We start from the raw sequence: 15,124 nt of genomic DNA, 5'->3' as shown, positions 1-15,124 counted from the left end.
CTCTTCCCACATCCAGAAACACCGTCCATGCAGTTGGAATTGAGACCAGACGTGTCGAACGCCGCCGCCCCTACACCGCTTCTGAGCCTGTCCGGCGTGACCAAGACATTTCCCGGCGTGCGGGCCCTTTCAGATGTTTCGCTAAACCTCTACCCGGGCAAGGTCACGGCATTGGTGGGCGAAAACGGTGCTGGCAAGTCTACCATGGTGAAGGTTCTGACGGGCATTTATCAACCCGACGAGGGTGACATCCGGATCGATGGCGAGGCTCTCAGTTTCCCGACACCGCAATCCGCCGAAACTGCTGGCGTGACCGCCATCCATCAGGAAACCGTCCTTTTCGACGAACTGACGGTGGCGGAAAACATTTTTCTCGGCCATGCGCCAAAGGGGCGATTTGGCCTGATCGACAAAACTGCCATGGCGACCCGTGCGCGCGAGATTCTGGATGGAATCGGGGCCAAGATTGATCCGGGCGCGACGCTCAAGGACCTTGGAACCGCGAACAAGCACCTGGTTGCCATTTCCCGGGCGCTGTCCATCGACGCGCGCGTTGTGATCATGGACGAACCGACCGCAGCCCTCAGTCAGAAAGAAATCGAAGAGCTTTACGAACTCGTTGAAAGCCTGAAGGCGCAAGGCAAGGCGATCCTCTTCATTAGCCACAAGTTTGACGAGATCTTCCGCATCGCCGATTTCTACACCGTCTATCGTGACGGCCAGATGGTCGGCGAAGGGGCGATTGTAGATGTCAGCGAGCCGGAACTGGTCAAGCTTATGGTAGGCCGCGACGTCAGCCAGATTTTCCCCGAACGCGACCACAACGTCGGCCACGATATCCTCGAAGTCGCAGGGTACGACCACCCGACCGAATTCGCGGATATCGGTTTCACGCTCAGGCGCGGCGAAATCCTCGGGTTCTATGGGCTGGTCGGCGCAGGTCGGTCCGAATTCATGCAGGCCCTTTTAGGGATCACCCGCCTCTCGGGCGGAACCTTGAGGATCGACGGGGCACCGGTTTCGATTGCATCGCCCGCCGACGCGGTCGCAAGTGGCATCGTCTATGTCCCGGAGGACCGGGGCAAGCAAGGCACAATCAGCGCGCTGCCGATTTTTCAGAACGTGACGCTGCCGTCACTCGCTCGCACCTCGCGCAAGGGGTTCATCAGGCTGGCCGAGGAATTCAAGCTGGCGCGGGAATATACCGAACGTCTCGACCTGCGCGCCGCTTCGCTGGACACCGATGTCGGCAACCTGTCGGGCGGCAACCAGCAGAAGGTCGTGATCGCCAAATGGCTCGCCACCCAGCCCAAGGTCATCATCCTGGACGAACCCACCAAGGGCATCGACATCGGGTCTAAGGCCGCCGTGCATGAATTCATGGCGGAGCTTGCCGCGCAAGGGCTCGCCGTCATCATGGTCAGTTCCGAAATCCCCGAGATCGTGGGCATGTCGGATCGAGTGATCGTCATGCGCGAGGGGCGCATCGTGGCGGAACTGGCCCGCGACCAGATCACGCCCGAAACGCTTGTCAGCCACGCCGCAGGGATCAGGGAGGCCGAGCAATGAAACGTATTCTCGCCTCCCGCGAACTTTTGCTGCTGGTCGCCATCGCATTGGTGCTTGGCATCATCTCAAGCCGCTTCCCGGCGTTCATAACGCTGTCGAACCTGGCTGCCGTCTTCAACGACACCTCGCCGCTTATCCTGCTAGCCATCGGCCAGATGATCGTGATCTTGACAAAGTGCATCGACCTCTCGGTCGCCGCCAACCTCGCGCTGACCGGCATGGTCGTGTCCCTGATCAATATCTCGGCACCAGGTCTGCCGATTATCGTAACGCTGGTCGTGGCCACCGGGTTCGGGGCGTGCCTTGGAATGTTTAACGGTATCATGGTGTGGAAATTGGACATCCCGCCTATCGTAGTGACGCTTGGCACCATGACCATCTTCCGGGGGACCATCTTCCTTCTGACCGAGGGCAAATGGGTCAACAGCCACGAGATGAGCGACACTTTCAAGGCATTCCCGCGCACCGAGCTTCTTGGCCTTCCGGTGCTAAGCTGGTTTGCCATCGCGGCGGTGATCCTTTTCACCATCGTCATGACCCGCACCACCCTGGGCCGCGCCTTCTACGCTGCCGGGGGCAACCCCCATGCGGCGACCTATGCCGGGATCAATGTGGGCCGGACCCAGTTCTGGGCCTTCACGATCTCTGGCGCGCTGGCCGGTCTGACCGGCTACCTCTGGGTCTCTCGCTTCGCGGTTGCTTATGTCGATGTTGCCGGGGGGTTTGAATTGACCGTCGTGGCGGCCTGCGTAATTGGCGGCGTGTCGATCATGGGTGGCATCGGTTCGGTCCCCGGCGCGCTGCTGGGCGCGCTGTTCCTCGGCATCATTGCCAATGCCCTGCCGGTCGTGAACATCTCTCCCTTCTGGCAGATGGCCATCTCGGGCGGCGCGATCATCGTCGCAGTTGTTCTGAATGCCCAGGCCAACCGGACGAAGGGCCGCATAATCCTCAAACGCGCGGAGCACGCGACATGACCACGACGACACGCGCGATCCCCGATCGCCTGCGCTCGCCGCTGGAGCGGAACCTGAAAAGCTGGGAAAGCCTACTGATGCTGGTCGCAATCGGCATCTTCATCGCCAACAGCTTCGCCTCACCCTATTTCCTGAATGCCTGGAACCTCTCCGACGCGACCTTCAACTTCACCGAAAAGGCGATGATTGCCTTTGCCATGGCCCTGCTTATCATCTCTGGTGAAATCGACCTCAGCGTCGCCGCGATCATCGCACTGGCTTCGACCGCCATGGGCGCCGCCGTGCAGGCGGGTGTCGGGACAGAGGGGCTGGTCCTGATCGGTCTGGCCGTCGGTCTGGCCTGTGGCGCGGTAAACGGTTTCCTCGTCACCGGCCTTGGTCTGCCATCCATCGTCGTCACCATCGGCACGATGAGCCTTTTCCGCGGGATCAGTTTCATCGTGTTGGGCGATCAGGTCTACAAGGGCTATCCAGCCGATTTCGCCTTCTTCGGGCAGGGCTATGTCTGGTGGGTGATTTCCTTCGAATTCGTCCTCTTCGCCATCATTGCGGTGATCTACGCGGTCATCCTGCACATGACCAATTTCGGCCGCGCGGTCTATGCAATCGGAAACAATGCCACCGGGGCGCTGTTTTCGGGCATTCGGGTGGGCCGGGTGAAGTTCACCCTGTTCCTGCTGACGGGCCTGATGTCCGGGGTCGCCGCCGTCTGCCTGACATCCCGCCTCGGCTCGACCCGACCCTCCATCGCCTTCGGGTGGGAACTTGAGATCGTGACCATGGTCGTCCTTGGCGGGGTCAACATCCTCGGCGGCTCCGGCTCCATCCTCGGCGTTGTGATCGCGGCCTTTGTCATGGGGCTTGTGACATTCGGACTTGGCTTGCTGAACGTGCCCGGTATCGTGATGTCGATTGTTATCGGGGCGTTGCTGATCTCGGTCATCGCGCTGCCCCGGCTCTGGTCGATGTGGAGGGGCTGACATGGAAAAATACGCCTTCAAGATGAAGCTCAAGCCGGGCTGCAGGGATGAATACGAAAAGCGCCACGATGAGGTCTGGCCAGAGCTTGCCACGCTGCTGAAAGACGCGGGCGTGTCTGACTATTCGATCCATTTGGACGAAGAAACGAACATTCTTTTTGGCGTCCTCTGGCGCACCGACGACCACAAAATGGATGCCTTGCCCCGCCACGAGATCATGCAGCGATGGTGGGCGCATATGGCGGACATCATGGAAACCAATCCCGACAACGAACCCGTGGCGGTGCCGCTGACGCCCGTCTTCTACATGCCATGACCCCCCGGCACGTCGCCGTCATCGACATCGGCAAGACCAACGCCAAGCTTGCGCTGGTCGATGCGACTGACATGTCCGAAGTGGAGGTGCTGACCCGGCCTAACATGGTTCTCGCCATTCCACCCTATCCGCACTTCGATGTTGAGGCTATCTGGCGCTTCGTTCTGGACGGGTTGGAGCAGTTTCAGAAGGCGCATGGCGTAGATGCCATTTCCATCACGACCCACGGGGCGTCTTGTGCCCTGATCGCGCCAGACGGCGCGCTTGCTGCCCCGATCCTCGACTATGAGCACACAGGCCCTGATGATCTGGCCGCGGCGTACGACGCCATCCGCCCGCCCTTTGAGGAAACCGGATCGCCAAGGTTGCCGATGGGTCTGAACCTGGGTGCGCAGTTGCATTGGCAATTTGAGCAGGACCCCGCGCTTCGCGAACGCACCGCCGCCATTGTTACCTATCCGCAATACTGGGGACATCGCCTGACAGGAGTGCCGGCTAGCGACGTGTCGTCCCTTGGTTGTCACACGGATCTGTGGAAACCGTCCAAGGCGCTCTATTCTTCGTTGGTCGAACGGTTGGGCATATCTGAAAAAATGGCGCCCGCGCGCAAATCTGCGGAGGTTCTCGGACCCGTGTTGCCGCAGGTCGCATCGCAAACCGGCCTGCGCTTTGACACGCCGGTGCACTGCGGCATCCACGATTCAAACGCATCGCTTTTGCCTCATGTACTGACCCGAACCGGGCCGTTTTCCGTCGTTTCGACCGGGACATGGGTCATTGCCATGACCATCGGCGGCGAAGAAGTAACTCTGGAACCTTCGCGTGACACGCTTCTTAACGTCAACGCACTGGGTGCCCCGGCACCCTCCGCCCGTTTCATGGGGGGACGCGAGTTCGAGTTGGCGATGAACGGTCAAACCACTCAATGTGCAGAGGAATTCCTTGACCTGGTCGCGAAAGACGGCCCCATGCTCTTGCCCGCAATGGTCCCGGACAGCGGACCGTTTCAGGGGCAAAAACACAGCTGGATGGGGTCAGAGCCTTTGCCCGGAACCCAGGAACGCGCAGCGGCGGTGAGTTTTTACCTCGGATTGATGACCGCGGAATGCCTGTCGCTGACCGGACACAAGGGCCCCATTATCGTCGAAGGTCCATTTGCCAGGAACAAAGGCTTCGTCAGTATGCTCGCCGCGGCGACAAACTGCAGGGTCGACGCGACCGTCACCGCAACAGGGACGAGCCAGGGAGCCGCCCTCTTGGCAATAGGCGCACTCCCCGAGCGCGCGGCCTTCGACGTCGAAACCTATTTTCACAAGACCGACGTGAGCTACCAACGTTACGCGAACAGTTGGCACAGAGCCGCAAAAGCAGGCCTGGAATCACGCCCATAGGATACCCTAAAAACCTGCACGGAACTCCGATAGCAGACATTGGGGACCAGCGTGAAACTGAACGGAATGGGCTCAGTGCAGTCCTTGCCGCCAATAAGACGAATGCCCGTTCTGTACGCAATGGGGACATTCGAACAGTTCCGATGGGAACAGGGACACTTTGATTGTTCCGTTGGTTCTATTAAAAAATTGACAGCTTACTTTTTGGCCAAACTCCATAACTTGCCTGCGATTCAGCTGCAGATTTTTTGTTCAACAAAGATCAGTTGTCTGAAAAAAAACAAATCCTCTATTGACCGCAAATTCGGGATGAAATAGACCCGCTCGAGCTGAGCGGGCGTCGTATACTGGCTATTACCTCAGCCTTCCAAGCTGATGAAGCGGGTTCGATTCCCGCCGCCCGCTCCAAGAATTTTTCTCCGACATATAACCTGCAAAACGACTATATTTATTCTAATAGTGCATTGAAATAGTTGTTAAAGCAGTGATTAAGATGCTTGCCTTCCAAGCTGATGAAGCGGGTTCGATTCCCGCCGCCCGCTCCAAATCAGCCTTTAAATTCTGCGTCAAATGGCCCTTTTATGTGGGGTCATATATTGTGGTTCTTGACCCGGCTTGCCGTGGCCGCCAAGAAGCGAACACTTAAGTGCGAAAAAGACGTAAGGGCCAATTATGGCAAACTCTGCCTCAGCCACGCCTAAGGGCAAACCTGCACCCGGTGCCACGGAAGAGCGTGCTGGATCGCGGAAGATAGGCGTTCTGTCGTCTCTTTGGCCATTTATGAAGCCGTATCGGGCCCTGATGACGGGTGCGGTTCTGGCACTGGTGTTGACAGCCAGCATGACGCTAACCCTGCCACTTGCGGTACGCCGAGTAGTCGACAATTTCCGAATTGAGGATGGCGAGTTGCTGGATTGGTACTTTCTGGCGGCACTGGGCATTGCCGCGATTTTGGCGGTGGGAACTGGCATCCGGTATGCGTTGGTGACCCGGTTGGGTGAGCGCGTTGTGGCCGATATCCGCAAGGCCGTGTTTAACCGCGTTATTGGGATGAGTCCCGAGTTTTACGAACGGGTCATGACCGGAGAGGTTCTCAGCCGTATCACGACGGACACGACCCTGATTCAGTCCGTGCTGGGATCGTCCGTATCCATTGCCTTGCGCAATATGCTTTTGTTCGCGGGTGGTTTGGTTCTGATGCTGCTGACCTCGGCCAAGCTAACGGGAATGGTGCTTTTGCTGATCCCGGTGGTGGTGGTGCCGATACTCGTTTTGGGGCGTCGTTTGCGGGTCCTCAGCCGCGAAAATCAGGACTGGATCGCGGCCTCGTCGGGTAACGCAGGCGAGGCACTGAGCGCGGTGCAAACCGTTCAGGCATTTACGCATGAAAAAGCCAGCCGGAGGCAGTTTGGTGATATGACCGAAACCTCTTATGCGGTTTCTCTTCGGCGTATTCAGACGCGCGCCGTGATGACGGTAATCGTTATCTTCCTTGTATTTTCGGGCATCGTCGGCGTGTTGTGGATGGGGGCAAACGACGTTCGCAACGGCGTGATGACCGAAGGTGTTCTGATCCAGTTCGTGATCTATTCAATCATCATGGCCGGCTCTGTCGCCGCCCTCTCTGAGATTTGGAGCGAGCTGCAACGTGCAGCCGGCGCGACCGAGCGCCTGGTGGAATTGCTGAATGCGCAGGATACCGTGATTGATCCGGACAAGGCAGCATCACTGCCTACTCCTGTTCGGGGCGAGATCCGTTTTGAGGATGTGATCTTCCACTATCCGGCCCGTCCGGATGTTGTGGCCCTGGACCATCTGACCCTGTCGATCCAACCGGGTGAAACCGTGGCTTTCGTTGGTCCATCGGGTGCAGGCAAAACCACAGTGATTCAAATGATCCAGCGGTTCTACGACCCGGATGCAGGTCATGTCAGTCTGGACGGCGTTGACCTGCGTGACCTCGACCGATCCGATTTCCGGCAGCACATGGCATTGGTGCCCCAGGACCCGATCATCTTTGCAGCCTCGGCCCGCGAGAATATTCGGTTCGGGCGTCTGAACGCCTCGGATGCCGAGGTTGAGGCCGCCGCGCGTGCAGCTGCGGCACATGAGTTCATCTCGAAACTACCCGAAGGCTATGACAGCTTTGTCGGGGAACGCGGCGTAATGCTGTCGGGCGGTCAGAAACAACGCATAGCGATTGCCCGCGCCATCTTGCGTGATGCTCCGGTTCTGCTGCTGGACGAGGCGACTTCGGCCTTGGATGCCGAAAGCGAACGCGCGGTTCAGGGCGCGGTTGACCAGATGCGCGCCGGGCGCACCACACTGATCGTGGCCCACCGTCTGGCGACGGTCAAAAAGGCGGATCGGATCGTTGTGATGGAAGCCGGTCAGATCGTGGCCCAAGGCACGCACGAGGATCTGGTCGTTCAGGATGGCTTGTATGCTCGCCTGGCGCGCCTGCAATTCACCGACGGAGTTGCGGCAGAATAGCCTGACGTCGGGGAAGTCAGTTTTACGCCGCTGCGTAATTCTACAAATTTGGGCGTGGCCCCTCTAACCCGTCGCTTGCACCTGCGGGGTTTTGCTTCCATCTTGTTTTGGAAAAAACCGCGCAAGACGCGGGAGAAAAACAGGGAGGAGTCACATGGCCTTTGTGGGTTTGGAAGACAAGGCGAGAATGGAGCAGGAAATGTCGTGGGAGGATCGGGATGTTCCGGTCACTTTCCACCAGTTGCTGTCACGCACAGCAGGCAAATTTCCGAACAGTGATGCGGTCAGCTTTCAGCTCATGTCTGGTCCGACAGACAAGGCCGAGACTCTGACGTGGTCGCAACTGTTGGGCAAAGTCAATCAGGCAGCGAACCTGTTCCGGTCTTTGGGCGTCGGTGAGAAAGACGTGGTGGCCTATGTGCTGCCCAACTGTAACGAAACGCTGGTCACCCTGATGGGTGGCGCGGTCGCAGGGATCGTGAACCCGATCAACCCGTTACTTGAGCCCGAGCAGATCGCAGCAATTCTTCGCGAAACCGGCGCCAAAGTGGTTGTGACGTTGAAGTCCTTCCCCAAAACGGATGTGGCGCAAAAGGTCGAAGAGGCGGTGCGCCATGCACCCAACGTCAAAACCATTCTCGAGATTGACCTCAACCGTTATCTGACGCCGCCGAAATCCTGGCTGGTACCCTTCCTGCGCCCCAAAATGGGCGACAAGGAAAAACTGGCGCATGCGGACTATAAGAACTTCAACAAGGAACTGTCCAAGCAACCGACGACACTGACTTTTGAAGACAGCAAGGAAGATCGCGTCGCCTGTTATTTCCACACCGGCGGCACGACCGGTATGCCGAAGGTGGCGCAGCACAAATACTCGGGCCTGATCTATAACGGCTGGCTTGGGAGCACGCTGCTGTTTTCCGAAGAAGACGTGATCATGTGCCCGCTGCCCATGTTCCACGTTTTTGCCGTGCACGTGATCATGATGGCCGCTGTGTCGTCAGGCGCACATGTGGTCTTCCCAACGCCTGCGGGATATCGCGGCGACGGTGTTTTCGACAATTTCTGGAAATTGATTGAGCGCTGGAAAGTAACGTTCATAATCACCGTACCTACAGCGATTGCTGCCAAGATGCAGCGACCCGTGGATGCGGACATCTCAAGCGTGAAGACGGCGTTCTCAGGTTCAGCACCTTTGCCCGTCGAACTGTTCCGCCGGTTCGAAGAAGCGACCGGTGTGACCATCGTCGAAGGCTATGGGCTAACCGAGGCCACCTGTCTGGTGTCATGCAACCCAGTGGATGGGGAAAAGAAGATCGGCTCGATCGGTATTCCGTTCCCCTATACGGATGTGAAAATCCTGCAGGATGGTCCGGATGGGCCAAAGGAATGCGCCGCAGATGAAATCGGTGAGATTTGTATCTCGAACCCAGGGGTCTTCGCGGGCAATACCTATACCGAGGCGGACAAGAACGTAGGTCTGTACCACTTCGACAAATACCTGCGCACAGGCGATCTGGGACGCTTTGACGGGGATGGCTACCTTTGGATCACAGGTCGTGCCAAGGACCTGATCATTCGCGGCGGTCACAACATTGACCCGGCCGAGATCGAAGAAGCCCTGTTGGGGCACGATGCTGTCGCCTTTGCCGGTGCCATCGGGCAGCCTGACGCCTATTCGGGCGAGGTGCCTTGCGCGTTTGTCGAACTGGTTGATGGGGCTTCGGTCACCGAGAAAGAGCTGATGGAGTATTGCAACGTGCATGTCCATGAACGCGCGGCACAACCCAAGCACATGACCATTCTGGACGAACTGCCCAAAACTGCGGTCGGTAAGGTCTTTAAGCCTGAGCTCCGCAAACAGGCGATCACGCGTATCTATAACGGCGCGTTGGAAGAGGCTGGTCTTGAGGCACGGGTCATTTCGGTCATCGACGATAAGAAACGTGGACTCGTTGCGCAGCTTGACGCGAAGGGTTCCGCAGAGGACGATGTCAGCAAAGTGCTGGGATCGTTCACCCGGCCGTGGGAGTGGGCTGCCTGACCGGGAGGAAACATGGATTATGAACGTCTGATTGATGAAGAGACTTGGGCGTTCATAAAACGAACGGCTGAAAGCTATCCGGATGATGCGGTCGACCTTACGATCGAGGATCAGCGCCGGGTCTACGACACGATGTGTCGCGACTTTCGCCAACCCCGCCCACAAGGGGTCGAAACACAGGACAGGCAGGCATTTGGCGTGCCTGTCCGGGTCTACAACGCGGGTCAGCCGACGCGAACTGTCACTTATTTTCATGGTGGCGGATTTGTTGTTGGAGGTCTGGACAGCCACGATGATGTTTGCGCCGAGATCTGCGCGCAGACCGGATATCGGGTTGTGGCCGTGGACTACCGTCTGTGCCCCGAACATGTCCACCCGGCGCAGTTTCAAGACAGCTGGAATGCGACAAACTGGGTGGCGCAGGAATTCGGCGACCCGATTGTCCTTGCGGGTGACAGTGCCGGTGGCAACCTGGCGGCCGCAGTCGCCCAATACGGACGAGGTAAGTTGGACCATGTGCTGGGTCAGGTCCTGATCTACCCCGGTTTGGGTGGTGACAGCACGAAAGGGTCGTATATAGAGCACGCCCACGCGCCGCTTTTGACGCTGGATGAGATTCAGTTCTACGAAAAAGTGCGTTGTGGTGGTGATATCCCGCAAGATGATCCGACCTTCGCGCCGCTTCACGACACAGATTTCTCGGGTCTTCCGCCGACCGTGGTGGTGACTGCAGATTGTGATCCGCTGCGGGATGATGGTGGCGCTTATTGCGACAAGATTTCCGCCGCCGGAGGGCATGCGCATTGGATCAACGAGCCGGGCCTCGTTCACGGTTATCTGCGCGCGCGTACCAGTGTTAAGCGCGCGGCAGACAGTTTTGAGAGGATTTCGGTCGCGATCGAGGCGCTGGGCCAGCAGATCTGGCCCTACGACTGATCTCTCACTTCAGGAACTGTTTCGCCTTCATCGTTTCGGCAATGGGCGCACCCATCCGGTTCAGGATCGTGGGCGCTAGTTGCAGCTGGTCGATCACCGTGTCGACCTCGGGGCCTTCGGCGTCGCCAAAATAATACAGCGCGGTTTCCTGTTGCAGCGGGCTGCGCCCGCCGTGGTGTCCCCGCTCATCCTGTCCGTGATCAGCGGTCACAATCACGTCGTACCCCAGTTGTCGCCAACGCGGGATGAAAGGGGCCAGCATCTCGTCAGCTACGAAGCAAGCGTGGTCCATCTCTTCGCAATCGTGGTAAAAACGGTGCCCCATACTGTCCAATGTGCAGGCATGCAGCAGGCCGTAGTCCAACCCATGACGCAGGCAGAGGTTGGTCAGAGTGGCATAGAGATCCACGTCGGATGGCGTCATCTGATTGGCTTTGCCATAGCCTGTCATGGTATGAAAGCGACCGTGGTTGATCGTTTTGCTCTCAGGCTCATCATATTCAATGTCACGGACGTAATCGAACGGGTGGCGGTTGAAGAACTGCGACCAATAGCTGTGGGTGACAGCGCCGGTTACGCCACCAGCCTCTCGTACCTGGCTGAAAACGTCCTTGTGGCTCAGGCGGAATACATTGCCGTTGCCGGTACAGCCGTGTTCCTGCGGTGTCACACCAGTATGGATCGAGGCATAGCAGCTGGCCGACGTGGACGGCAGAACAGCGCGTAGCTTCCAGACCCGCGCCTCACCGCTGTCGACCCAACCTTCAAGGTTACCGAACAACCGTCGGAAATTGCGCCACGGAACACCGTCCAGGATGATGAGGAGTAGTTTGCGGTCCATGTCATTGGCCTTTTGACTAGATATTTCCGGCGACCCTAGGGGATTCGCGATCATGGGTCTGCCCGTTCGCGCCCCCAATAGCAAAATCCCGACACCTGTCATCGAACAAGGCGCCGGGATTTCAATTTTTCACTTGTCTGTCACGGAAAGGGCAGGGGTCAGTTTCCGGCGCTTTCCATTTTGCGGTGGGCGACAACCTCTTCCAGCCAACCCAGATGCATTTCGGGGACGGAACTGAGCAGCAGATCGGTATAGTCGTCAAACGGCGGGCTCAGCACCTCGCTTTTTGACCCATAGCGAACCACGCGGCCCTGATACATCACCGCGATGCTATCGCTGATCGCGCGCACCGTCGCCAGATCGTGGGTGATGAACAGGTACGCCACATCCTCGATCTTCTGAAGGTCCAACAGCAGTTTCAGGATGCCGTCCGCAACCAGTGGATCGAGCGCCGAGGTGACCTCGTCACAGATGATCATCTTGGGCTTGGCCGCCAGTGACCGCGCGATACAGACACGCTGTTTCTGACCACCTGACAGTTCCGCCGGATAGCGGTCCATGTACTTTTCGCCCAGTTCGATCTCATCCAACAGTTCGACGATCCGCTTGCGTTTTTCGGCACCGCGCATGTTGAAGTAGAACTCCAGCGGGCGCCCAATGATCGTACCAACCGTCTGGCGTGGGTTCATTGCCACGTCAGCCATCTGGTAGATCATCTGCAGCTCGCGCAGGTCTTCACGGCTGCGGCCCTTCAGATCGCCACTAAGCTTGCGGCCAGCAAAGGTGATTTCACCATCGCGCGGCGGCAGCAAGCCTGTGATCACCCGCGCCAGTGTCGACTTGCCCGAGCCGGATTCGCCGACAACCGCCAGTGTCTGCCCCGGATGAAGCTCGACATTGACGTTGTGTAGCACGTCAAAATTCAAACCCTTGTAGCGCGCGGTAATACCTTCGACGCTCAATACCGATTCCGGTGTGGGTTTTTTCTCTTCGTGCTCGATCGAGCGGACCGAAACCAGCGCCTTGGTGTACTCTTCCTGCGGGTTGTTGATGATCTGGTCGGTATTGCCATACTCGACCGTATTGCCCATTCGCAGAACCATGATGTCATCACTGACCTGAGCAACAACGGCGAGGTCATGCGTGATGTAGAGCGCAGCAACGCCAGTATCACGAATGGCCTCCTTGATCGCCATCAGAACGTCGATCTGAGTGGTCACATCCAGTGCCGTGGTCGGTTCATCAAACACCACAAGATCAGGCTCGGGACATAGCGCCAGCGCCGTCATGCAACGCTGTAGCTGACCGCCCGAGACCTGGTGAGGATAACGATCACCGATATTGTCCGGATCGGGCAGCCCTAGCTTGGCGAACAGTTCCCGCGCACGGCCTTCAGCCTCTTTTCGCGAAAACTTCTTATGTTCGACCGCAGCTTCGACAACCTGATCCATGATCTTCTTGGCCGGGTTGAACGATGCGGCGGCGGATTGCGAGACATAGGCAACCTCGCCCCCACGCAGATTGCGGATATCGCTATGCGGGGTTTTTAGAATGTCGCGCCCGTTGACCCAGACTTCTCCGCCGGTCAGTTCGACGCCACCGCGGCCATAAGCCATGGACGCCAGACCGATGGTCGATTTACCGGCACCGGATTCGCCGATCAGCCCCAACACCTTTCCGCGTTCGAGGTCAAAGCTGACCCCGTGCACGATTTCGATGTCATGGGGCTTTTCGCCGGGCGGATAGACGGTCGCGCCGATCTTGAGGTTGCGGACCTTGAGAAGGGTATCACTCATCCCCGGCCTCCTTTCAGCGATGTGGTACGGTTCAGAACCCAGTCAGCCACAAGGTTGACCGAGATGGCGAGCGTCGCAATGGCCACAGCGGGGTACAATGCCGCGCCGATACCATAGACGATCCCGTCCTTGTTTTCCTTCACGATGCCACCCCAGTCCGCCAGCGGCGGCTGGACGCCCAGACCCAGGAACGACAGGGTCGAGATAAACAGAACCATAAAGATAAACCGCAGCCCGAATTCAGCCACCAGAGGTGACAGAGCATTTGGCAGGATTTCCCGGAAGATGATCCAGCGACGACCTTCACCGCGCAGCTTTGCGGCTTCGACATAGTCCATCACGTTGATGTCTACGGCGACCGATCGAGACAGTCGGTAAGGACGTGTGGCGTCCAACAGCCCCATCACAAGGATCAGGATCGGAACGGTCACCGGAACAATCGCCAGGATAACCAGTGCCAGGATCAGCGTTGGGATCGACATGATCAGGTCAACCGTCCGGCTCAGCGCCTGGTCAGCCCAACCACCCAGAACCGCAGCCAAAAGGCCCAGCGAGGTGCCAGTGATAAAGCTGAGGATCGTAGCCATCGCAGCGATAAAGATGGTCGTGCGACCACCATAGATCATACGTGTCAGCAGATCGCGCCCGATATTGTCCGTGCCCAGCAGATGCTCGGCGCTTGACGGTTCCCACACATCACCGACCACTTCGGCCATTCCGTAAGGGGCGATCAGTGGGGCTGCGATCGCTATGAAAAAGTACAGTCCGGTGAAAAACAGACCGACGGCGGCCGAAATAGGAATGTTCTTCATCATTTCGGATGCCTCAGTCTTGGGTTGGCAAGGATAGACACAATATCGGCAACCATGTTGAGCCCGATATAGACCGCGGCAAAGACGACGCCGCAGGCCAGAACGACTGGCACGTCACGCTTGGTCACCGAATCCACCAGATATTGCCCCATGCCGGGATATACGAACACCACTTCGACAACGACGACGCCCACAACCAGATAGGCCAGGTTCAGCATCACAACGTTGACAATAGGGGAAATCGCGTTGGGAAACGCGTGGCGCGCAATGACCTGAAAATTCGAGAGGCCTTTCAGTTCAGCCGTTTCGATATAGGCCGACTGCATCAGGTTCAGGATCGCAGCGCGGGTCATTCGCATCATCTGCGCCAGAACCACCAGTGTCAGAACGAAGGCAGGCAAGGCGATGGCATTGAGCTTTTGCCCGAAGGACATTGTATCGTTGATCATTGCGAGTGAGGAGAACCAGCCCAGTTTCACCGAGACGAAGTAGATCACCACGTAACCGATCAGGAATTCCGGGATCGAAACCGTTGTCAGGGTGATTGCAGAAATCAGTTTGTCAGGCCAGCGGTTGCGGTACCGAACGGCCAGAAGGCCTAGAAAGATAGCAAGCGGCACGGAAACGACGGCTGCAGCACATGCCAGGAACAGGGTGTTCCCTAAGCGCTTTCCGATGCTTTCTGCGATGTCGAGTTTGTTGGTCAAAGACTGACCCAGATCGCCCTGCAGGATGCCGCCCAGCCATTCGAAATATCGGGTTAGAGCGGGACGGTTGAGGCCCATTTCCTCGCGCAGGTTTGCCAGCGCCTCGGGGGTTGCGGATTGGCCAAGGACCGCTTGCGCAGCGTCCCCAGGCAGGGCTTCGGTGAGGCCGAAAATCAGAGCCGATGCACCGAAGAGAAGCAGGAGTCCCAGCGCAAGGCGCTGGGAAACCAGTTTGATGATAGGATGCATTATCCGTGGGCCC

General features: G+C 58.0%; 12 protein-coding genes and 1 tRNA gene. 9 read left to right on the top strand and 4 right to left on the bottom strand.

The features are described from left to right. Positions 1–27 precede the first annotated feature (27 nt). From AC2FJC_RS01440 to AC2FJC_RS01400, 9 genes are all read left to right on the top strand, one after another. On the top strand, positions 28–1,569 hold the full coding sequence (locus AC2FJC_RS01440) for a sugar ABC transporter ATP-binding protein (RefSeq protein WP_496738132.1): 1,542 nt from the start codon (positions 28–30) through the stop codon (positions 1,567–1,569). After that, the gene (locus tag AC2FJC_RS01435; RefSeq protein WP_496738131.1) at positions 1,566–2,546 is read left to right on the top strand and encodes an ABC transporter permease; all 981 of its coding nucleotides are present in this window, start codon (positions 1,566–1,568) and stop codon (positions 2,544–2,546) included. Before AC2FJC_RS01440 ends, AC2FJC_RS01435 begins: the two co-directional genes overlap by 4 nt. Beyond that, positions 2,543–3,526 (top strand): ABC transporter permease, encoded by a 984-nt coding sequence (locus AC2FJC_RS01430; RefSeq protein ID WP_480717215.1) that lies wholly within the window; start codon positions 2,543–2,545, stop codon positions 3,524–3,526. The genes AC2FJC_RS01435 and AC2FJC_RS01430 overlap by 4 nt, the downstream gene beginning before the upstream one ends. A 1-nt stretch (position 3,527) precedes the next feature. Then, positions 3,528–3,842 carry an L-rhamnose mutarotase gene (rhaM, locus tag AC2FJC_RS01425; RefSeq protein ID WP_496738130.1) on the top strand — a complete coding sequence of 105 codons (315 nt, stop codon included), beginning with the start codon at positions 3,528–3,530 and terminating at the stop codon, positions 3,840–3,842. Then, entirely contained in the window at positions 3,839–5,233 is a 1,395-nt protein-coding gene (locus tag AC2FJC_RS01420; RefSeq protein WP_496738129.1) for an FGGY-family carbohydrate kinase, read from the top strand. The genes rhaM and AC2FJC_RS01420 overlap by 4 nt, the downstream gene beginning before the upstream one ends. A 333-nt stretch (positions 5,234–5,566) precedes the next feature. Beyond that, positions 5,567–5,641, top strand: a tRNA-Gly gene (locus tag AC2FJC_RS01415). A gap of 264 nt (positions 5,642–5,905) precedes the next feature. After that, entirely contained in the window at positions 5,906–7,726 is a 1,821-nt protein-coding gene (locus AC2FJC_RS01410) for an ABC transporter transmembrane domain-containing protein (protein WP_496738128.1), read from the top strand. Between the two features lie 154 nt (positions 7,727–7,880). Continuing rightward, a complete protein-coding gene (locus tag AC2FJC_RS01405) occupies positions 7,881–9,770 on the top strand; it encodes an acyl-CoA synthetase (protein ID WP_496738127.1) in 1,890 nt (629 codons plus the stop codon). 12 nt (positions 9,771–9,782) lie between these two features. Then, the gene (locus AC2FJC_RS01400) at positions 9,783–10,706 is read left to right on the top strand and encodes an alpha/beta hydrolase (RefSeq protein WP_496738126.1); all 924 of its coding nucleotides are present in this window, start codon (positions 9,783–9,785) and stop codon (positions 10,704–10,706) included. Positions 10,707–10,710: 4 nt separating this feature from the next. On the opposite strand, the gene AC2FJC_RS01395 is transcribed toward AC2FJC_RS01400, so the two are convergent. The 4 genes from AC2FJC_RS01395 to AC2FJC_RS01380 all read right to left on the bottom strand — a co-directional run bounded on the left by AC2FJC_RS01395 (position 10,711) and on the right by AC2FJC_RS01380 (position 15,111). Then, entirely contained in the window at positions 10,711–11,547 is an 837-nt protein-coding gene (locus AC2FJC_RS01395; RefSeq protein WP_496738125.1) for an alkaline phosphatase family protein, read from the bottom strand. Positions 11,548–11,705: 158 nt separating this feature from the next. Continuing rightward, positions 11,706–13,343 carry an ABC transporter ATP-binding protein gene (locus tag AC2FJC_RS01390; protein ID WP_109313204.1) on the bottom strand — a complete coding sequence of 546 codons (1,638 nt, stop codon included), beginning with the start codon at positions 13,341–13,343 and terminating at the stop codon, positions 11,706–11,708. Further along, positions 13,340–14,155 carry an ABC transporter permease gene (locus AC2FJC_RS01385; RefSeq protein ID WP_108859503.1) on the bottom strand — a complete coding sequence of 272 codons (816 nt, stop codon included), beginning with the start codon at positions 14,153–14,155 and terminating at the stop codon, positions 13,340–13,342. The genes AC2FJC_RS01390 and AC2FJC_RS01385 overlap by 4 nt, the downstream gene beginning before the upstream one ends. Next, complete coding sequence (locus AC2FJC_RS01380; protein WP_058276793.1) at positions 14,155–15,111, bottom strand: ABC transporter permease; 957 nt, start codon at positions 15,109–15,111, stop codon at positions 14,155–14,157. Before AC2FJC_RS01380 ends, AC2FJC_RS01385 begins: the two co-directional genes overlap by 1 nt. Positions 15,112–15,124 lie beyond the last annotated feature (13 nt).

The organism is Ruegeria sp. CDSB117 (genome assembly GCF_059611005.1).
The sequence above is the reverse complement of the archived record's forward strand: the minus strand, read 5'-3'. Positions and strand labels throughout refer to the sequence as shown.

Coding starts and splice junctions, on each gene's coding strand:
- AC2FJC_RS01440 (WP_496738132.1), top strand. CDS start 28: ATGCAGTTGGAATTGAGACCAGACGTGTCGAACGCCGCCGCCCCTACA.
- AC2FJC_RS01435 (WP_496738131.1), top strand. CDS start 1,566: ATGAAACGTATTCTCGCCTCCCGCGAACTTTTGCTGCTGGTCGCCATC.
- AC2FJC_RS01430 (WP_480717215.1), top strand. CDS start 2,543: ATGACCACGACGACACGCGCGATCCCCGATCGCCTGCGCTCGCCGCTG.
- rhaM (WP_496738130.1), top strand. CDS start 3,528: ATGGAAAAATACGCCTTCAAGATGAAGCTCAAGCCGGGCTGCAGGGAT.
- AC2FJC_RS01420 (WP_496738129.1), top strand. CDS start 3,839: ATGACCCCCCGGCACGTCGCCGTCATCGACATCGGCAAGACCAACGCC.
- AC2FJC_RS01410 (WP_496738128.1), top strand. CDS start 5,906: ATGGCAAACTCTGCCTCAGCCACGCCTAAGGGCAAACCTGCACCCGGT.
- AC2FJC_RS01405 (WP_496738127.1), top strand. CDS start 7,881: ATGGCCTTTGTGGGTTTGGAAGACAAGGCGAGAATGGAGCAGGAAATG.
- AC2FJC_RS01400 (WP_496738126.1), top strand. CDS start 9,783: ATGGATTATGAACGTCTGATTGATGAAGAGACTTGGGCGTTCATAAAA.
- AC2FJC_RS01395 (WP_496738125.1), bottom strand. CDS start 11,547: ATGGACCGCAAACTACTCCTCATCATCCTGGACGGTGTTCCGTGGCGC.
- AC2FJC_RS01390 (WP_109313204.1), bottom strand. CDS start 13,343: ATGAGTGATACCCTTCTCAAGGTCCGCAACCTCAAGATCGGCGCGACC.
- AC2FJC_RS01385 (WP_108859503.1), bottom strand. CDS start 14,155: ATGAAGAACATTCCTATTTCGGCCGCCGTCGGTCTGTTTTTCACCGGA.
- AC2FJC_RS01380 (WP_058276793.1), bottom strand. CDS start 15,111: ATGCATCCTATCATCAAACTGGTTTCCCAGCGCCTTGCGCTGGGACTC.